At 35.3% G+C, this 17,427-nt stretch carries 19 protein-coding genes and 7 pseudogenes; 18 read left to right on the top strand and 8 right to left on the bottom strand.

The annotated features are described in order from the left end of the window. The first annotated feature begins 6 nt into the window (after positions 1-6). From MKX66_RS08565 to MKX66_RS08535, 7 genes are all read left to right on the top strand, one after another. On the top strand, positions 7-1,275 hold the full coding sequence (locus tag MKX66_RS08565) for a peptidase (protein WP_002012655.1): 1,269 nt from the start codon (positions 7-9) through the stop codon (positions 1,273-1,275). Continuing rightward, a complete protein-coding gene (gene ablB, locus MKX66_RS08560; RefSeq protein WP_002085802.1) occupies positions 1,272-2,171 on the top strand; it encodes a putative beta-lysine N-acetyltransferase in 900 nt (299 codons plus the stop codon). The genes MKX66_RS08565 and ablB overlap by 4 nt, the downstream gene beginning before the upstream one ends. A gap of 178 nt (positions 2,172-2,349) precedes the next feature. Then, on the top strand, positions 2,350-3,735 hold the full coding sequence (gene rocR / locus MKX66_RS08555; RefSeq protein WP_002031776.1) for an arginine utilization transcriptional regulator RocR: 1,386 nt from the start codon (positions 2,350-2,352) through the stop codon (positions 3,733-3,735). 210 nt (positions 3,736-3,945) lie between these two features. Then, a complete protein-coding gene (ablA, locus tag MKX66_RS08550; protein ID WP_002012651.1) occupies positions 3,946-5,364 on the top strand; it encodes a lysine 2,3-aminomutase in 1,419 nt (472 codons plus the stop codon). After that, positions 5,361-5,633, top strand: coding sequence for a YokU family protein (locus tag MKX66_RS08545; protein ID WP_002085797.1), 273 nt, complete (start codon positions 5,361-5,363; stop codon positions 5,631-5,633). Before ablA ends, MKX66_RS08545 begins: the two co-directional genes overlap by 4 nt. Before the next feature lie 72 nt (positions 5,634-5,705). After that, entirely contained in the window at positions 5,706-5,921 is a 216-nt protein-coding gene (locus MKX66_RS08540) for a YozE family protein (RefSeq protein WP_002085796.1), read from the top strand. 273 nt (positions 5,922-6,194) lie between these two features. Beyond that, positions 6,195-6,857, top strand: a complete 663-nt coding sequence (locus tag MKX66_RS08535) for a hypothetical protein (RefSeq protein WP_002012647.1) — start codon at positions 6,195-6,197, stop codon at positions 6,855-6,857. 4 nt (positions 6,858-6,861) lie between these two features. Here MKX66_RS08535 and MKX66_RS08530 read toward each other — a convergent pair whose 3' ends face one another. Then, a complete protein-coding gene (locus MKX66_RS08530; protein ID WP_000456534.1) occupies positions 6,862-7,029 on the bottom strand; it encodes a DUF3930 family protein in 168 nt (55 codons plus the stop codon). A gap of 148 nt (positions 7,030-7,177) precedes the next feature. On the opposite strand from MKX66_RS08530, the gene MKX66_RS08525 reads away from it, so the two are divergent. The 5 genes from MKX66_RS08525 to MKX66_RS08505 all read left to right on the top strand — a co-directional run bounded on the left by MKX66_RS08525 (position 7,178) and on the right by MKX66_RS08505 (position 9,921). Further along, positions 7,178-7,357: a YozD family protein gene (locus MKX66_RS08525; RefSeq protein ID WP_002012644.1), complete on the top strand. Its 180-nt coding sequence runs from the start codon at positions 7,178-7,180 to the stop codon at positions 7,355-7,357. A 110-nt stretch (positions 7,358-7,467) separates the two neighbouring features. Beyond that, positions 7,468-7,650 carry a hypothetical protein gene (locus tag MKX66_RS08520; protein WP_000473368.1) on the top strand — a complete coding sequence of 61 codons (183 nt, stop codon included), beginning with the start codon at positions 7,468-7,470 and terminating at the stop codon, positions 7,648-7,650. Further along, positions 7,650-8,471, top strand: a complete 822-nt coding sequence (locus tag MKX66_RS08515; protein WP_002031735.1) for a serine/threonine protein kinase — start codon at positions 7,650-7,652, stop codon at positions 8,469-8,471. The genes MKX66_RS08520 and MKX66_RS08515 overlap by 1 nt, the downstream gene beginning before the upstream one ends. Then, complete coding sequence (locus tag MKX66_RS08510; RefSeq protein ID WP_326996542.1) at positions 8,453-9,208, top strand: sporulation protein; 756 nt, start codon at positions 8,453-8,455, stop codon at positions 9,206-9,208. The genes MKX66_RS08515 and MKX66_RS08510 overlap by 19 nt, the downstream gene beginning before the upstream one ends. Positions 9,209-9,285: 77 nt before the next feature. After that, positions 9,286-9,921 (top strand): phosphatase PAP2 family protein, encoded by a 636-nt coding sequence (locus MKX66_RS08505; RefSeq protein WP_002127255.1) that lies wholly within the window; start codon positions 9,286-9,288, stop codon positions 9,919-9,921. Here the strand turns inward: MKX66_RS08505 and MKX66_RS08500 are convergent. The 3 genes and pseudogenes from MKX66_RS08500 to MKX66_RS08490 form a co-directional block, all read right to left on the bottom strand. Next, positions 9,911-10,792, bottom strand: a complete 882-nt coding sequence (locus MKX66_RS08500) for a cation diffusion facilitator family transporter (protein ID WP_002085782.1) — start codon at positions 10,790-10,792, stop codon at positions 9,911-9,913. The two genes, MKX66_RS08505 and MKX66_RS08500, sit on opposite strands and share 11 nt — an antisense overlap. A 424-nt stretch (positions 10,793-11,216) precedes the next feature. Further along, positions 11,217-11,531, bottom strand: a complete 315-nt coding sequence (locus MKX66_RS08495; RefSeq protein WP_000658777.1) for a thioredoxin family protein — start codon at positions 11,529-11,531, stop codon at positions 11,217-11,219. A 43-nt stretch (positions 11,532-11,574) separates the two neighbouring features. Next, positions 11,575-11,898: pseudogene (locus MKX66_RS08490) on the bottom strand (site-specific integrase). A gap of 611 nt (positions 11,899-12,509) precedes the next feature. On the opposite strand from MKX66_RS08490, the gene MKX66_RS08485 reads away from it, so the two are divergent. Together MKX66_RS08485 and MKX66_RS08480 are read left to right on the top strand one after the other, a co-directional pair. After that, complete coding sequence (locus tag MKX66_RS08485) at positions 12,510-12,644, top strand: hypothetical protein (protein ID WP_256491187.1); 135 nt, start codon at positions 12,510-12,512, stop codon at positions 12,642-12,644. 22 nt (positions 12,645-12,666) lie between these two features. Next, positions 12,667-13,062, top strand: a pseudogene (locus MKX66_RS08480) (hypothetical protein). Here the strand turns inward: MKX66_RS08480 and MKX66_RS08475 are convergent. After that, positions 13,046-13,234, bottom strand: a pseudogene (locus MKX66_RS08475) (exosporium leader peptide-containing protein); the annotation flags it as partial. The pseudogenes MKX66_RS08480 and MKX66_RS08475 sit on opposite strands and share 17 nt — an antisense overlap. Before the next feature lie 131 nt (positions 13,235-13,365). Here MKX66_RS08475 and MKX66_RS08470 point away from each other — a divergent pair. Both MKX66_RS08470 and MKX66_RS08465 read left to right on the top strand, forming a co-directional pair. Beyond that, positions 13,366-13,461 (top strand): annotated as a pseudogene (locus tag MKX66_RS08470) (DNA (cytosine-5-)-methyltransferase); the annotation flags it as partial. Positions 13,462-13,466: 5 nt separating this feature from the next. Then, a pseudogene (locus MKX66_RS08465) lies at positions 13,467-13,892 on the top strand (N-acetylmuramoyl-L-alanine amidase); the annotation flags it as partial. Positions 13,893-14,182: 290 nt separating this feature from the next. Here the strand turns inward: MKX66_RS08465 and MKX66_RS08460 are convergent. The 3 genes and pseudogenes from MKX66_RS08460 to MKX66_RS08450 all read right to left on the bottom strand — a co-directional run bounded on the left by MKX66_RS08460 (position 14,183) and on the right by MKX66_RS08450 (position 15,956). Beyond that, positions 14,183-14,614: an SMI1/KNR4 family protein gene (locus MKX66_RS08460; protein ID WP_341085919.1), complete on the bottom strand. Its 432-nt coding sequence runs from the start codon at positions 14,612-14,614 to the stop codon at positions 14,183-14,185. Then, positions 14,614-15,024, bottom strand: a pseudogene (locus MKX66_RS08455) (WXG100 family type VII secretion target); the annotation flags it as partial. The pseudogene MKX66_RS08455 and the gene MKX66_RS08460, both read right to left, overlap by 1 nt. Before the next feature lie 323 nt (positions 15,025-15,347). Beyond that, positions 15,348-15,956 carry a hypothetical protein gene (locus MKX66_RS08450; protein WP_341085918.1) on the bottom strand — a complete coding sequence of 203 codons (609 nt, stop codon included), beginning with the start codon at positions 15,954-15,956 and terminating at the stop codon, positions 15,348-15,350. A gap of 76 nt (positions 15,957-16,032) precedes the next feature. On the opposite strand from MKX66_RS08450, the gene MKX66_RS08445 reads away from it, so the two are divergent. Together MKX66_RS08445 and MKX66_RS08440 are read left to right on the top strand one after the other, a co-directional pair. Continuing rightward, on the top strand, positions 16,033-16,254 hold the full coding sequence (locus MKX66_RS08445; RefSeq protein WP_040963065.1) for a hypothetical protein: 222 nt from the start codon (positions 16,033-16,035) through the stop codon (positions 16,252-16,254). Between the two features lie 516 nt (positions 16,255-16,770). Beyond that, positions 16,771-16,956 (top strand): annotated as a pseudogene (locus MKX66_RS08440) (hypothetical protein); the annotation flags it as partial. Positions 16,957-17,427 lie beyond the last annotated feature (471 nt).

The raw sequence follows: 17,427 nt of genomic DNA, 5'->3' as shown, positions 1-17,427 counted from the left end.
TAATATATGGAGCAATTAAAAAAACAAGTTTGTGATTATATTGAGGGTCATGAAGAAGAGAGTGTAAAATTTTTAACACGATTAATTCAAGAAAAGAGCGTATCTGGTGATGAAAGTGGTGCGCAGGCAATTGTTATTGAAAAGTTGCGTGAGTTAGGTCTAGATCTTGATATTTGGGAGCCTGCTTTTAATGAAATGAAAGATCACCCTTATTTCGTATCACCTCGTACAAGTTTTACAGATAGCCCGAATATTGTAGCGACTTTAAAAGGAAGTGGCGAAGGGAAATCTATGATTTTAAACGGGCATATTGATGTCGTGCCAGAAGGGGATGTAAATCAGTGGGACCATCATCCATATAGTGGAGAGAAAATAGGAAACCGCATATATGGACGTGGAACAACAGATATGAAAGGCGGCAATGTTTCACTTATGCTTGCGATGGAAGCGATTATTGAATCTGGTATTGAACTAAAAGGTGATATACATTTTCAAAGTGTAATAGAAGAAGAGAGCGGTGGGGCAGGAACATTAGCTGCTATTTTACGAGGATATAAGGCAGATGGCGTTATTATTCCTGAGCCGACGAATATGAAGTTTTTTCCGAAACAACAAGGATCAATGTGGTTTCGTCTACATATAAAAGGAAAAGCAGCACATGGTGGTACACGTTATGAAGGAGTAAGTGCAATTGAAAAAAGTATGTTTGTTGTAGAGCATTTGAGAAAATTAGAAGAGAAGAGAAATGGTCGAATTACAGATCCGTTATTTAAGGGGATTCCGATTCCAATTCCAATTAACGTTGGGAAAATTGAAGGGGGAAGCTGGCCAAGTTCTGTTCCCGATTCATTAATTTTAGAAGGAAGATGTGGTATTGCGCCGAATGAGACTATAGAGGCAGCAAAAGAAGAGTTTGAGGGCTGGATTGGTGAATTAAAAGATGTGGATAGTTGGTTTGTAAAAAATCCTGTAGAAGTAGAATGGTTTGGGGCTAGATGGGTTCCTGGTGAACTAGAAGAAAATCATCCACTTATTACAACGCTTCAACATAACTTTGTTGAAATCGAAGGGAACGAGCCGATTATAGAAGCTTCGCCATGGGGAACAGATGGAGGTTTGTTCACACAAATAGCTAACGTACCCACGATAGTATTTGGTCCAGGAGAGACGAAAGTAGCACACTATCCAAACGAATATATAGAAGTTGATAAAATGATTGCTGCCGCAAAAATAATTGCATGTACATTACTAGATTGGTGTGAGGTGAAAAAATGAAATACTATGAATCTTTTAGTGAACAGACAAAGCATTATACAGTAGAAGGGGTTTTAGATTATTTTAATAAACGTATTAGAGTTGATCACTATACAGGAAATGTTGAAAGCATCATACAAACAATCGATGAATTAGCAAAGAAACATTCTTTCACTAAATGTATTATTAAAGGAAAGGGAGAACATGTTTCAACATGGCTCTCTTTCGGTTTCTTACTGGAAGCAACGATACCTCATTATTTTCAAGGGCACGATGCGCACTTCTTCGTGAAATATCATAATGATGAAAGACGAAATAGTATTCATTGGACTGAGGAAGATACTATTTTAAGTGGTGTAAAAGAAAAAGAAGTGAAAGAAAAAATAGTCCCAGAGGAATTTGTGTTAAGAAAAGCGACAGAAGAGGATGCGGAAGAATTAGCAATTGTCTTTGGAAAAGTATTTGAAGTTTATCCGACACCTTTAAATGATGGGAATTATGTAAAGCAGACGATGAAGGAAGACGATACAATTTACTATGTTTATGAATTCGAGGGGAAAATTATTAGTACAGCATCTGCTGAAATGAACGTGAAAGAAGGTAATGCAGAATTAACGAATTGTGCTACATTACCTGAATATCGAAAACATGGTTTTATGAAAAGTCTGTTAATTAAATTGGAGGAAGAGCTCCAAGAAAAATCTATTTTTTGTTCTTATACAATTGCTCGCTCGCTATCTTTCGGTATGAATGCAGCCTTTCATCAATTAGGCTATACATATACGGGAAGGCTTGCGAATAATTGCTACATTTTTGATAAGTTGGAAGATATGAATATATGGGTGAAAGATTTATCAAGCTATTCGAAAGCAGTAAGACTCCCGCCTCAAAATTCGGCTGTAAAGCAAAGAAGTTAAGTGGGAGTCGGGTTAATAATAAAGCCCCACTGATTAAAGTTTCACTTAACCATAAATAAGCAATAAAAATATATATACATTTCATCAAAATAATAGAACGGAATCGTCATGCTTATAATCGCACAGAGGGTGCCGGAAATTCGGCGTTGAATTTGCTGGATTTTCGGCAAAAGGGGGGATGACATTGCTAGCAGTTTCGACACAGGAAGTCATTGAAGCGATTTTGGGCAGTATAGATGAGGCCATACATGCAGTAGATGAAAATGGGATTACAATATTTTATAATACAGTTGCTGCAAAACATGATGGATCTAAAATTGAAAATGTGCTAGGAAAGCATTTATTAGAAGCATTCCCGTCATTATCCAGAGAAACAAGTACGTTGATGAAAGTATTAGATACAAAAAAACCAATCGTACACCAAGTTCAACATTACCAAAATTTAAATGGGGAAGACGTTTGTACGGTCAATACAACGTTACCTATTTTAATAGATGGAAATATTGCTGGTGCTGTAGAAATTGCGAAAGATTATTCTACTATTCAAAAGCTTACTGATACGATTGTAGATCTACAATCGAAAATAAAACGATCGACTAGCAAAAAATCGGTGAAAAAGCATGTTGCATTCGAGACAATTGTAACTGATGATTCCCGCTTTAAACAGACGAAAGAGTTAGCACAAAAAGTAGCGCCAACCGATGCGAATGTTTTAATATATGGTGAAACTGGAACGGGGAAAGAGCTATTTGTACAAGCGATTCATGAAGCTTCTAAACGAAAAAATAAGCCGTTTATTGCACAAAACTGCGCAGCTTTGCCAGAGTCGCTATTAGAAAGTTTGCTGTTTGGCACGACAAAAGGTAGTTATACAGGGGCAATCGAACGAGCAGGATTATTTGAACTTGTAGATGGAGGGACATTATTTTTAGATGAACTGAATTCAATGCCGCTCGATTTACAAGCAAAAATGCTACGTGTATTAGAAGATGGAGTTATTCGTCGCATTGGTGATAATAAGACGAGAAAAGTAGATGTTCGCGTTATTACTGCAATGAATCAGCCTCCAGAAGTATGTTTAAGAGAAAATAAAATTCGCACTGATTTATACTATCGATTAAATGTGTTTTCATTATATATCCCGCCGCTTCGCGAAAGAACTGAGGATGTACTGTTATTAGCGTCTTACTTTTTGAAAGAATATAATAAAAGTTATAAAAAAGGTGTACTTCAAATTGATAAGGAAGCGAAAGAAAGATTACAAGCTTATCAATGGCCTGGAAATGTTCGTGAGTTAAAGCATACGATTGAACATGCTGTCATTATTACAGAAGGGAATTCGTTAACAGCAAATTGCTTGCCACGAACATTTCGGAAAGAGAAACTTCCGAAGAAGAAAAGTATATTACCACTTAGGGAAGCTCTTCATCAAATGGAAAAGGAATTAATAGATCAAGCGTTAATTGAAACGGAAGGGAATATTTTGCAAGCAGCAAAAATGTTAGGTATTCCGCGTCAAACGCTTCAATATAAACTGAGCAAGTATGACAAAACCGCCGAATAACCGGCGGTTTTTGTGTGTTTGCACCAATAAAAGAGCGTTTACATATATAACAAGTAATGAATATGATAGTAAATATCGTTTTAGTACAGCACTTAAAAATATTTATTCTCTTATATAATAGGGTATTTCTCGCATTTACTTATCAAGAATATGAAGTTGGCATAATTATTGCTTATATAAAGGATGAGCGTATAAAAAGGGGGAATAGCAATGTTACATGATGTATACAAACCAAATCGTCACTGGAAGGATATTGAATTATGGAAAGATGTTACAGAAGAACAATGGAATGATTGGGTTTGGCAATTAACGAATACGATCAAAACTTTAGATGATTTAAAGAAAGTAATTAACTTAACACCTGACGAAGAAGAAGGCGTTAAAATTTCAACGAAAACGATCCCGTTAAACATTACACCGTACTATGCTTGGCTAATGAATCCTGATGACCCACGCTGTCCGATTCGGATGCAATCAGTACCGATTTCGGAAGAGTTATATAAAACAAAATATGATTTAGAAGATCCTCTTCATGAAGATGAAGATTCACCAGTTCCAGGATTAACTCATCGTTATCCAGACCGTGTACTATTTTTAGTAACGAATCAATGTTCTATGTATTGTCGTTACTGTACACGTCGTCGTTTTAGTGGACAAATTGGAATGGGCGTACCGAAAAAGCAATTAGATGATGCGATTGCTTATATTAGTGAAACACCACAAGTACGTGACGTTTTAATTTCTGGCGGTGATGGTCTTCTAATTAATGATAAAATTTTAGAATATGTATTAAAGAATTTACGAGCAATCCCGCATGTTGAGATTATTCGTATCGGAACGAGAGCACCAGTTGTATTCCCACAGCGTATTACAGAAAACCTGTGTAACATAATTAAAAAATACCATCCAGTATGGTTAAATACTCATTTTAACACTTCTATTGAGATTACAGAAGAATCGAAACTAGCATGTGAAATGCTTGCAAATGCAGGTGTTCCAATTGGAAACCAAGCTGTAATTTTAGCTGGAATTAATGACAGCGTTCCAATTATGAAAAAACTTATGCATGATTTAGTGAAAATTCGTGTTCGTCCATATTACATTTATCAATGTGATTTATCAGAAGGTATCGGTCATTTCCGTGCACCAGTTTCGAAAGGTCTTGAAATTATTGAAGGCTTACGTGGACATACGTCTGGTTATGCAGTACCAACTTTCGTTGTCGATGCACCGGGTGGAGGCGGAAAAATTGCGCTTCAGCCAAACTATTTAATTTCACAAAGTGCGGATAAAGTTGTTCTTCGTAACTTTGAAGGGGTTATTACAACGTATCCAGAACCAGAAAACTATATCCCAGGAAGAGCAGAAGGCTACTTTAAAGAAATTTATCCGACTTATGAAGAGAAACGTTCTGATATCGGCGTTGCAGGATTGATGAGTGATAAGAAATTTAATCTTGTTCCAGATGATTTACAACGTATGAATCGCCGCAAAGATTATGAAGTCAATGAAACGCATGCTTCTTTAAAAGATAAACGTGATAAGCGTGATCAATTAAAAGATAAAAAATATCAAGCACAAATAGCAAAGTTAGATGATGACAAAAAAAATGAGGGTGACGTAGTATGAATTGTATGTGGTGTGACAGTACAGAAGCGAAAGAAAGCTTGAATACTGTATATTGGGAATTACCAGATGGTACGAAAGCCATTGAAATCCAAGAGACACCATGTATTACTTGTTCCTCATGTGGAATGGACTATCAAGCAGACCATACTGTAAAAGAAATTGAAGATCAGTTGTTTTTAATTTATACGAAAGATTTGCCAAAACAACTAACATACGAAGAGTTGATGGGAAGACCACGTTTATTAAAAAGGAATTATTTCGACTTTTAACCAGCTTTTATGCTGGTTTTTTTCTTTTTTGCCTTGTATAATGTACCCAAGTTAGAAAGGTAGGGAATATTTTTGAAAAAGACATTTTACCATTATATGATGAAGCACCGTGCAGCTTTATTTAAAAATGAAATATCAGATTTAGCAGAGGCGATGTATGATGATTTAAGTTTTCCGAAGCAATCTGAAGACTATGATGTAATTAGTTCATACTTAGAGTTAAGTGGAATGCTAGAAAGTATGTCTATATTTGATGATGCATGGGATTTATATATACAAGAGAGATAACGATATGAAGTTTTAGGGAAATGAAAGCATAATGAATACATTACTTTGAAAGAAGTGAAGTATTCATTATGCTTTTTTATTTACAATATGTCTTGTTGTTAGAACATAAATGAAAAGTGAAAGCTAGTTTAAATACTAGCTTTTTTAAGTTATATACAAATTCTACTTTTTTATTGAAAAAATTTATGAATATAAGCTTATGTGATAAGCGTTTTTATGTAGGTTGCATATACTGTTATCAAAATCACGACGTTTAAAAAAGGAGAGATATTGATGGCAAGGAAAAAACAACCTAAATATAACGTAGGAGACATAGTCGTGATTACGCTATATGGAACCGTTGGGAAAGTTACAAATATGAAAGTTTTAGATGGAGTTTACGTATACGAAGTAAATAATCACGATGGATTTTATGTAGAACAAACTTTACAGCATGTTACAGAGCAGGAAATGAAAAAGGGCGACACAGAGTGGATTGAATTAAATTATAACTTTACGTTTGGTGATCTCGTGCAAGTAACTGGATATGATAAAGATGTTTTTCGTATTGTTGGTTTTCGTACAGAAGTATGGAGATATAAAAATGATGCATGGGAAGATACTATATATGAATTGTCACGAATTACTGATGGTGAATGGTTAGAAGCTGATGAATCGGATTTAACATTACTTGCCAATGCACAAACGGCAAATGCAATTTTGAAGAAAATGAAACAAGATAAAGCGGGTATGAATAAATTAGATTTAGGAAAATTGAAGTCAATTAACAATTCGAAAAAAGTAAGTGTAAAGACGAATCGCCAAGAAATTATTGATGGGTTATTAGATATTTATAATGATTATCATTTATTATTCGATACATTTAAAGATGAAGAATATAAAATTGTTATGGATGTTGTTCAAAATTATTTAGTTAAATTGACAGAGAAAAAATAGTTAACTAGAAAGAGAGAATAAATTGAACAACAACATATGCAGTATAAGGTATGCCTACAATTATTAAAAAAATAAAAAGCCATTTAATAAGAGAGTCTGCCCATTGATCTTCATGCATGAACTCTTCTTTTGTTTGCCCTACTTCTTGATCTACTTCATATTGGTATTCCATTATTATTTCCCCCTTTGGATAGCTTGTACTAACATCGTATGCCCTTTACCTACATGATATGACTTATAAAAAAGAAAAACTATTTTTCTAATCTCATATACATAATTTTGAGATTTTTTCATAAAACAGAAATAAAGGAGTGATGCTCATGAAGGAAATTGAAGTCGTAATTGACACGGAAGAGATTGCGGAGTTTTTTTATGAGCGACTAATTGAAAGAGGGTACGTTCCAAAAAGAGAAGAAATTGAGGACCTGGCAGATATTACATTTGAGTATTTATTAGAGAAATGCATGATTGATGAAGTTTTTGATGAAGAGGAAGATTGAAAGTAACGGCGGGCTTAACTCGTCGTTTTTTACTCTTTACAAACTTGTCACAAATATAGACAAGAATTGTTGGTATAATTAAAAGAAAATTTTATACAAGAGGTGAAGGGATGTTCAAAAAAATTATTGATTCTTTATTAGGGAAGAAAAAACATCGTTCGTATTCAAGCAGTGATTATCGTCATAGAGGGCGCTCTTATTCAAGTAGCGACTATAAACGACGTTCATCTGGTTATGGGCATCAGCATTATAAAAGAAAACGTAAAAGCCGTAGCTTCTTTTCAAGTAGCTGATGAAATGGCGTCGTATACTAGCTTTATTTGATAGACCACTGCGAAAAAATACAATCGTTGCAGAGCGTTATAAGATTGAATCAGTAATTGGAATGGGCAGTTATGGGGTTACATATGTCGTTAATGATTTACAAATAAATAAATATAAAGTCTTAAAACAATTAAGGCAAAGTAAACAAAGATATGAGTCTGGTAGAAAATCATTTGAGCAAGAGAAAGTGATTTTACAAACATTAAATCATGCGTCAATTCCTAAGCTACATGACCATTTCATATGGGAGAAAAAGAACTTTTTTGTGATGGAGTATATGCCGGGGGAAAATTTCGAAGATCATATTTTCTTAGATGGGCAAGTATATGATGAACGTGAAGTTTTTGAAATTTTATATGAAGTACTAGGAATTGTTTCGTATTTTCATAGTAAAGGTATCATTCACCGAGATTTACGTATTCCAAACATATTAATGAAAGAAAATCAGATTAGTATTATTGATTTTGGATTGGCTAAATTGAAAGGTGAGGGTGATGAGCGAGCTATAACTTATGAAGGTGAACAAGCTTTGATGCGAGAAGTTCACTTTCGTAGCGACTTTTATGCGCTCGGTCATTTCGTATTATTTTTATTGTATGCTAGTTATCAATCGACTGAAAAAAAGGAAAAACCTTGGTATGAAGAGTTAGTGCTGGAAGAATATAATCGCGACATGCTGATGCGAATGTTACAAATGAAAGCGCCATACTATGAAAATGTACAAGATTTGAAAAAAGATGTAGCTTACGCTTTAGAAAGGATGGAGACCCCATGTTTCAAAAGTTTTTAGCAAGCGTTGGAATTGGAAGTGCAAAAGTAGATACTGTTCTTGAAAGAGATGAGTATACAGTTGGAGAAGAGATAGTAGGGAAGATTCATATAACTGGAGGTTCAGTTAGCCAAGAAATTGAAAGCATTTACTTAACGTTGTCGACGTCATATGTAAGAGAAGTGGATGATAAAAAAGTAACTGCATCGTATGATTTAGAGCGAGTTCGTTTAACAGATCCATTTTCTGTAGAGCCAAATGAAAAAGTGGAAATTCCATTTTCGTTTTTAATGCCAATTGAAGCACCACTAACACTTGGAATGAAAACGGTTTGGGTTCATACAGGTCTTGATATTAAACGTAGTATTGATCCAAGTGACCGTGATTATATTCAAGTATTGCCGAATGCGCTATTGAACAGTGTATTAAATAGTGTAAATCAATTAGGTTTTAAAGCGCGTCATGTAGAATGCGAAGAATTACCGTATCGATTACGTAAGCAAGTTCCATTCGCGCAAGAATTTGAGTTTATTCCAGTTTCCGGAGAGTATTATGGGAAATTAGATGAATTAGAATTATTAATTTTGCCAAGTGCCCACGACCGATTAGAAATTATTATGGAAGTAGATAGAAAATCACGTGGATTGGCTGGTTTATTCGCAGAAGCACTTGATCTTGATGAGAAGGTTATTCGCTTTACAGTAACAAACGAAGATATTCCAACGATGCAGCAAAAAATTAACAATAATATTTTTTAATAAACTATGCATAAAAAAGAAATGGAGAGGAAAACTAAAACAACCGCTCCATTTTTTTGCATAGTGAGGTTATGTATGTGAAACGATACCGACATTTATACTTGTTAAGTTGTACACTACTCATTTGTTTTGTCGCACTATCACTTTCGTATCATACCGCTTGTATTGAAAAATTTGATAATGTAGTCGCACACTTTATTCAAAGTTTCCGAAACGAGTATTTGACAACCTATTTTACTTGGGTGTCCTTTATCGGTTCAAAAAGAATATATTTCCCGTTACTCATTATACTTGTAATGTATTTTCTTCTTAGAAAAAAAATATTAAGTGCATTACTTCTAACAATTAATTATTACGGATCACGTTATTTGAACAGCATGCTCAAACTATGGTATGAACGAGCACGACCTGATGTGACGCAGCTTGTTACAGCAACTGGATATAGCTTTCCGAGCGGTCATACGATGAATGCTACTGCTTTTTTAGGATTTATTGCATACGTCACAATTACAGAAGATCGTATTTCATTGCATAAAAAGTTGCTGATTATTTTTATAGCAAGCTTCGTTGTATTATCTATTTCAGTTAGCCGAATTTATCTTGGCGTGCACTATCCATCTGACATATTAGCCGGATGGGCAGCGGGCGGTAGCTGGCTCGTTTTATGTATTATATTTCATAAGGCGTTCATTAAAAAAGAACCTATGTCATAATAGGTTCTTTTTGCATGGGCTCCACATGAATATGAGCATGGTAAATTCCGAATTTTTTTCGAAGCATATCTTCAATATTGTCAGTAATACAATGGCTTTCGCTAACATCCATTCGAGCATCTACTTCAATTGTAATATCCACATACGTTTGGTTCCCATACATACGAGCACGAATATCTACAATATGTTCTACACCTGAAATATGCCCTATAGCATCAGCGTATTCATCCATTTTTTCAGGATCAATTCCATCCGTTAGCATATGAGAAGCTTCTACGAAAATTTCCCACGCGGTCTTACAAATAATAAGACCGACAAGTAAAGCTGCAATAGGGTCCAAAATAGGCATTTGGAACTGTGCTCCGACTATACCTACTACTGTACCAATACTTACAAGAGCATCTGATAAATTATCTTTTGCAGCAGCCTCTAATGATTTACTTTTTGTTCGCATTGCAATCTTTTTCGTATACTTGTATACACCGTACATAACGACAGCAGAAAATAAAGCTACCCATGCAGCAAGTACATTAGGTGCTGCTTGTTTCGGATTGAAAAACGATTGAATTGCACTAATAACAACTTCTAATCCGACCGTTGCCATAATAAAGGAAGCAACAAGTGATGCGATTTGTTCTGCACGCGAATGCCCATATGGATGATCTGGGTCACGAGGCTTACGAGAAATTTTCAGGCCAATTAATATTGCTAAAGAAGCACCAATATCCGTTAAGTTATTCAAACCGTCAGCACGTAATGCGCTAGAGAGGGTAATATAACTGATGATGATTTTCATAGAGGATAAAAATATGTAGGCTATAATGCTGACAATAGCACCTTTATCAGCTTCTTTATGAGAAAGAGAATCCATTTTAATCACTCGCCTTTCTACAAGGAATTTCTTTCTATACATAGAGTATCAAACGAAACTCGTGTGGGTCTATACAAACATTGTTGACGTTTTATAGCTTTTTAAGAAGGGGATAACAAAGTTTCGTTAAGGAAAAAAATGTTGAAAAGTACAAAGCGGAAAATTGTTTAAACCATTAACGATGATTATGGTATAGGAGAAGGTGGCGTGAATAATGATTCGCATAATTCCATTCATATATATATTTCACAAAATAACTCTTCGTAATTCCTCGTGGGAGTAATATATAAGAAATGATAAAAAATTAGTGGATAAGAAGAGGAGAATAATATAAAAATGTTCATTTTCTATAAAGAGAAAAATACAAATAGCATACTAAGAAACGAAAAAACCTCTGAAAATATTTTCAGAGGTTTTTCGTTTCTTAGTATGCTTCTAAAAACTCAGTAACTTGCTCTTCAGTTTTTGCGTTAGCACTATGTAAGTGGCCAAGCTTCTCGCCATTTTGATAAACAAGCAGGCTTGGAATACCCATTACTTGATACTCTTCCGCGATACTTGGGAATTCATCTTTATTAATAGAATACCATTCAAACTTATTGAATTCTTCCATTACATCTCCGATAAAGTTGTCCATACGCACGCAATCCGGGCACCATGTTGTAAAGAACTTAACAACTACTGGCTCCTCGCTTGCGATGATGTCTTTGAATTCTTGTTCAGATTTGATTTCTTTCATGTTTTTGACTCCTCTCAATGTCACACGGATAAGCTAGTATTTTTTATGCAAAATCCGTAACTGCAAAATCTTCGACTGCTTTTTCTTGTAGGTCTGGTATACATATGAGTAGGTGTCTAATGTGATCCCTACTCTTTTATGTCCTAATCGTTTACTTACGATTTTCGGATTTACGCCTTATATCCTGCAAACGAATATTAGGAACCTCACTTTTCTTTATAAGCTTTTTCAGGAGCTGTGTCAAACTTCTGAAATTGCACGGGTTACCATTATAGGTTGGGCAAACTAAATCATAATTATTATTTCCATCGCCATACCGTTCTTTTTCTTCATTGATTTTTTGAAGATGTCCTTGAAGAGCCAGCAGAGTAATTTCAGGTAAAACAATTAATCTCTTTCCTGAAGATGTTTTAGGCTCATGAAACTCTTTGGTAATATGCGAGAGGGAATGATTAACAGATAAGGTACGTCTGTCAAAATCAATATCCTTCCATACAAGAACGTTGGGGAGCTTGGTTACAAAGGTTTGCAGAATGGGAAAAGGGGAGCAGCGTGAGCAATGTTGTTCGAGGCTACCCAAAAGGAAAGTACGCAGTATAAGTAAAAAAGGACAAGCAGTCGTACCTGCTGTCCTTTATAGGAGAAAAATTATTCTGGATTAAAACTACGAATAACCAGAAAACGCGCTTTTAACCAGTGTTGTCATAGATGTAATAATCTATGCAATAAAAAAGCTTAGTCGGAATTCAAAATACCAAAATGGCTTGCATTGGTAAACAGGCCCAAGAGTAGTATATGTATAATGAAAAATCTCATACAAAAAGCAGACAACAATTTTGGTTGTCTGCCAGCGAGTCGAATGAGCTAGTCAATTGTGATAAATTGCTTTCCCATTACAAGAAGAGTGAAGCTGCTAGTTCAAACAGCTTGTAGGTAGTCTTTTAGATATTTAAAAAAATATACAGAGAAAGCAGATAAGTGACGAATCTACCTGCTTCTGTTGTAACAAAAGAAAGAAGTATTAGCCGTGAATATGACGGCTTGAAAATAGTATGTATTGATTTGGAAAAATTATTCAAGGGGGAAGAGAAGAATGGCATCGATAGTGAATAGTGTATGTGAAATAATTCGGTTAATGAGTGAAACGAAAGTAGAACGCATCCAAATCACATACGAAATTGGCGATATCATAGAGCAGAAATGCAGACGTTGTTATTACAATCGTTCAGATAATGCTTGTTTTAGTATTAGTGTTTGTAAAAACTGCCCGACTGGTCAAGAATTACGTTAGTTGGGTAGATATTTTGATACACAACCGAAAGAGCACGGTGGAAAACGAAAAGACAAACCCATCGGACTTACTCCGGAGCGTGTGCGCGAATTGAATCAACAAGGCATTCCAGATAAAGATATTAGCATTATGTATGATCGTAGTCCTTCTTATGTCGGGAAAATGAAAAAGGAATGGAAGCAAGCTGGTATATGGAGAGGACCAACAATAATGCGGGAAATCAACCGGTGTCGCCAGTAGGTCCAGTAATACCAGTAGGTCCGGTGTTCCCTGTCAATCCCGTATTCCCAGTTGGCCCGATTGATCCGGTCGGTCCAGTAGCACCTGTAGGGAATTGAAAGGGTTGCATAGGTGAAAGTGTCGGCCCAATCGAACACGGATTTAATGCAGTAGAAGATAAAAACTCGTCCAATATAATTCACCTCTAAAAGTTCGTATTACTAATAGTAAATGCAATGATAGAGCAAAGTGTAATGAACAAGCGGTTGTATTTAGGAAATTTAATAAAAACGCTATTTTAATAGCAAGAAGGGAGGGGTGGCTTTGATTAAAATACTTGAATTATTCGGAGGAATCGGAGCGCCAAGAAAGGCACTTGTTAATTTAGGGATAGATCATAAAGCAATTGATTATGTAGAATGGCAAACGTGAAATATGACTTTGTATGGATTCCGCGTTATGGTGGAAATAAACCAGCGTATCCATGCGATATTTGGCAATACACGGAAACAGGAAATGTACCTGGTGTCGGTAAATGTGATTTGAATTATCTTGTGGGTAGCAAGTCATTAGCTTGGTTTACGAACCAATCACAAACTACTGAAAAGGTAAAAGAACAACCGCAACAAGATAATGAGAAAGTTGAAGGGATCGGAATCGCAACTTCAAAATACGCAGATGGTTATGGCGTGAATTTATATGAGAATCCTGCTGATCCGCAATACACAGGAAATATCACGAAAAAAATCCCGTATCTTATTTTTAAGGGATATTGGGGTGGCGGTGATAAGGATATGATTTGTTTAGGTAGCGAGAAGCAGTGGGCGAAATTAGAGCATTTTGATGTGCAATCCATCTTCTGGAGTCTCCTTAGTTTTCTCTATGGCGTTTTGTTCCGCCTGTTTTCTATAGTACTCATTTATTTCATCATATTTCATCGGTAAACCTTTTTCAAAAAGTGTACGGTGCACTTTTTATAATTTTATCGAATCATACTTTGCGGTCTATGACAACAACTCTGTCACTACCCCCATACACTGGAATCTAAAACATTTGTAAAAAATAGCATAGTTGTTACAAAACCTATATCGTTACCAATAAAAAACCTTGAAAGGCAAGCCAATCAAGGTCTCTAAATTTTTTAAATGTCTAATAAAGTATTCACACCTACATTATTTTCTAATAATTCGGTTAGCGATGTTGCAATTTTCACTGCCTCCTCAATATCCAAATCTGCGAATCTGTTATAGTATATTCCAAAACCATCTTTACCCTGTAGATAGATTAATGCACCGCCTCCTTCATCATCACCAATTGCGAGTGAATTCGGGAGATATTTCTGCACTTCATAAGCTTCATTCATTTCAATGCACCCCGAAGCTCCCCAAATTCGAATATAAATTTGGTCGTTAACATTAATTTCAATGTCTGAAGCTAGCTGAATTATTTCTATATATTCTGTAGGTACATCTATTGTTGAAAAATCCTGAAGCGCTTTAATTTCTTCTTCTTTCGAAGGAGATTTTTTGGCATCAATTCTATACACACTACTGATATTATCTAATCTGTTCATTAATAATCAATCCTTTCATATTTAACTCCTAGTTTATCTAGCATCTTGTATTGTTGTTCAAGAACTTGGCTAGTAGTATCACGTGAAAAACCAGCTTTAGTTAAATCACCCACCATGAATTGCATTTCTTCTTGTAAAGTAGTACTCCATTTCCCTACCCCTGAAGCCACCCGTTCATTTCGTCTCGCAGTTTGAGCATTAGTAATGATTGTATGTGGTAGTCCTTTTCCAGTCTCGACAGTTATTGTTGGAGCAAGTTTCGAATCATACCCATACTGACTGAAATTATTTTTTGCCCATTCTTGTTGTAATCCATGATGAGATTGTAATCGCCCACCATTTGGCCCATCTCCTTTTGGCTTAGGTAAGGAATCTTTATGTGTTTTATTAAAATGAACATAATTAATTTCACCTTTACGCATTCCACATGTAATAGCAAGAAGATAAGCGATATAATAACGTTTTTTTTTTGCATGTTCTAAAAAACGAAGAACTTCTTCATCAATTAAAAATCAGGGGGATAACGCTGATTTAGTGGAGAGAGCTCATTATATCACTCTTTCGGAGGAGGTGAGTTAGGATGCGGAAATGGTGAAAGAAACTATTTTCGAAAAAACGCCCACCCTGCATTGTTCGTGAGGAACAATGCAGGGTGGGCTAAACTGATAGGATCTGTGAAAATTGTGCCCAAATTATGCATGGAAAAGGTATTGAAAGAGATGAATAGTACTCTTTACATCTTATTCCATATATAACAAAGCTGGTTAGCTTCTGATTCAAGCGCTATTAAATGATCATTATTAATAGAGTTATTCGTATACATTCTGTTCTTTTGGATGTTAAGAACCGTATAATTCACATCGTTATGTTCATTTGAAAATATCGATTCGTTTAATAATGTCAGCGTTGAGTTGATGTTGTATTTATCAATTCGCTCTTTTTTTCCTTTGAAAAACAGTTTGATAAGATGCGGCTCATCATTAATGAGCAAACCGAGTTCAGGTGATGAGCGGACGATTAAATCATCTGATATCCAATGTGATTTACCTGGATCGAACCAAGAGACGTCTTTGTTTTTAATAAATTTTTTGTACTGTTTTATGACATCAATGTAGTTTTGCTTTTTCTTCTGATCAACCGTTTGCACTAATGTTTCGAAACATTCAAAAGGTAGTTCGTTTTGATGAAATTTAATAACAGTGTCTCGTAATTGTTTCCAGTAATCAAAAGCTGGTTGGTATTCCGGTTGAGATTTTAGATTTTTCGCAAAGTTTGTTTTAGCTGCACTACTTTTCAGTGTGAAATCTAAAAATTGTGTAAGTCCTACTTTAATTTCTGCCATATTACACCCCCTTTTCAAACATTACTAATTCGATAATGGAAAGGAAAATCCTGCATTTTTTAAGGGGGTGAGCTAGATGCTAGAAAACCCGATGTCCATGCACAATGGCTATGGTAAAGCTGATTCGCAAGAACAAGAGGGAATTATTACAACTTCTATCGATATCGAAAAGTTACAAGATGTCATAAGTCGAGCGGTAGTGATTTTGCAGGAGTGTCCAGAAGATGCTGAACTTGATGATTTAAATGGGAGCATTAATGAAGCGTTGGAATTGTTACAAAAGTATTTGGGGCAATAAAAAAGGACGAGCAGTCGTACCTGCTGTCCTTTATAGGAGGAAAATTATTCTGGACTAGAACTACGAATAACCAGAAAACGCGCTTTTAACCAGTGTTGTCAAAGATGTAATAATCTGTGCAACATAAAAGCTTAGTCGGAATTCAAAACACCAAAATGGCTTGCGTTGGTAAACAGGCTCAAAAGTAGTATATGCAAAATGAAAAATTCCATACAAAAAGCAGACAACAATTTTGGTTGTCTGCCTGTGAGTTGAATGAGTTAGCTAATTGTGATAAATTGCTTTCCCATTACAAGAAGAGTGAAGCTGCTAGTTCAAACAGCTTGTAGGTAGTGTTTTCGATATCTAAAAAAATATACAGAGAAAGCAGATAGGTGAAGAACCTGCCTGCTTACTACTGTAACAAAAGAAAGAAGTACTAGCCGTGGATACGACGACTTGAAAGTAGTATGTATTTTTATTTAAAAAATATTCAAGAGGTGAAGAAACATGGAGTGTTTGATAAATGGTGTCTATGAAATAGATAATGATTTTTTTGGTCCAATAAACTTTGCTAATGTTGTAGCTGTTTCATCCATAATTCAATTGAGTGCAGGGGATTTAGTCGAGATTTTTGCACAAAGTAGCGTAGCTGGAGTTATTAGTAATGTAGAAGATAGTACGCATTTTGAAGCTGCAAGATTCCCGTCTCCAAAAGTATAAGTGGTATGAAACCTTGTAAGTAATTTAATATCAGGACATTCCAAAATTTATACTCATCCTGTACAAGAACGGATAATTTATTTGTAGTGCATGAAGTATTTTAACGGTGTACAAGTTGTTTTGAAAGTGCTGGATAAATGAACTATGTACTGTTAAATAGTGTCTGATGATTGTAAACGAAACAGTCGAAGAAGAGTAGCGGTGTATGCAAAAAGAAATGCATGATGTTTAGGTAAAGAAAGCTTACTAGTTAGGGGATCTTACCGATTTAGTTTATGAAAAAAGGCCCTGTTGTCTCCAACAGGGCCTTTCCTAAAAAGGCAAAGAGTAACTCTTACCTTACTCCTTGTCCATGGAATACACAAAAATTATACGTTTGTACAGGTCAATAATTTACAATAATAATATTTGAATATAATGCTTGCAGGTAATTCTAAAGGATGAAAAAGTATTTGTTATAGAGTAAGTGTT

It is taken from the genome of Bacillus sp. FSL R9-9530, assembly GCF_038008145.1.
Taxonomy (GTDB): Bacteria; Bacillota; Bacilli; order Bacillales; family Bacillaceae_G; genus Bacillus_A; species Bacillus_A mycoides.
The sequence above is the reverse complement of the archived record's forward strand: the minus strand, read 5'-3'. Positions and strand labels throughout refer to the sequence as shown.

Excerpts from the sequence above, each read along its gene's own strand:
- MKX66_RS08565 (WP_002012655.1), top strand. The coding sequence starts at position 7 with ATGGAGCAATTAAAAAAACAAGTTTGTGATTATATTGAGGGTCATGAA.
- MKX66_RS08460 (WP_341085919.1), bottom strand. The coding sequence starts at position 14,614 with ATGAACAGATTAGATAATATCAGTAGTGTGTATAGAATTGATGCCAAA.
- MKX66_RS08500 (WP_002085782.1), bottom strand. The coding sequence starts at position 10,792 with ATGGATTCTCTTTCTCATAAAGAAGCTGATAAAGGTGCTATTGTCAGC.
- MKX66_RS08515 (WP_002031735.1), top strand. The coding sequence starts at position 7,650 with ATGAAATGGCGTCGTATACTAGCTTTATTTGATAGACCACTGCGAAAA.
- rocR (WP_002031776.1), top strand. The coding sequence starts at position 2,350 with ATGACATTGCTAGCAGTTTCGACACAGGAAGTCATTGAAGCGATTTTG.
- MKX66_RS08545 (WP_002085797.1), top strand. The coding sequence starts at position 5,361 with ATGAATTGTATGTGGTGTGACAGTACAGAAGCGAAAGAAAGCTTGAAT.
- MKX66_RS08520 (WP_000473368.1), top strand. The coding sequence starts at position 7,468 with ATGTTCAAAAAAATTATTGATTCTTTATTAGGGAAGAAAAAACATCGT.
- MKX66_RS08525 (WP_002012644.1), top strand. The coding sequence starts at position 7,178 with ATGAAGGAAATTGAAGTCGTAATTGACACGGAAGAGATTGCGGAGTTT.
- ablB (WP_002085802.1), top strand. The coding sequence starts at position 1,272 with ATGAAATACTATGAATCTTTTAGTGAACAGACAAAGCATTATACAGTA.
- MKX66_RS08535 (WP_002012647.1), top strand. The coding sequence starts at position 6,195 with ATGGCAAGGAAAAAACAACCTAAATATAACGTAGGAGACATAGTCGTG.
- MKX66_RS08445 (WP_040963065.1), top strand. The coding sequence starts at position 16,033 with ATGCTAGAAAACCCGATGTCCATGCACAATGGCTATGGTAAAGCTGAT.
- MKX66_RS08530 (WP_000456534.1), bottom strand. The coding sequence starts at position 7,029 with ATGGAATACCAATATGAAGTAGATCAAGAAGTAGGGCAAACAAAAGAA.
- MKX66_RS08510 (WP_326996542.1), top strand. The coding sequence starts at position 8,453 with ATGTTTCAAAAGTTTTTAGCAAGCGTTGGAATTGGAAGTGCAAAAGTA.
- ablA (WP_002012651.1), top strand. The coding sequence starts at position 3,946 with ATGTTACATGATGTATACAAACCAAATCGTCACTGGAAGGATATTGAA.
- MKX66_RS08450 (WP_341085918.1), bottom strand. The coding sequence starts at position 15,956 with ATGGCAGAAATTAAAGTAGGACTTACACAATTTTTAGATTTCACACTG.
- MKX66_RS08495 (WP_000658777.1), bottom strand. The coding sequence starts at position 11,531 with ATGAAAGAAATCAAATCTGAACAAGAATTCAAAGACATCATCGCAAGC.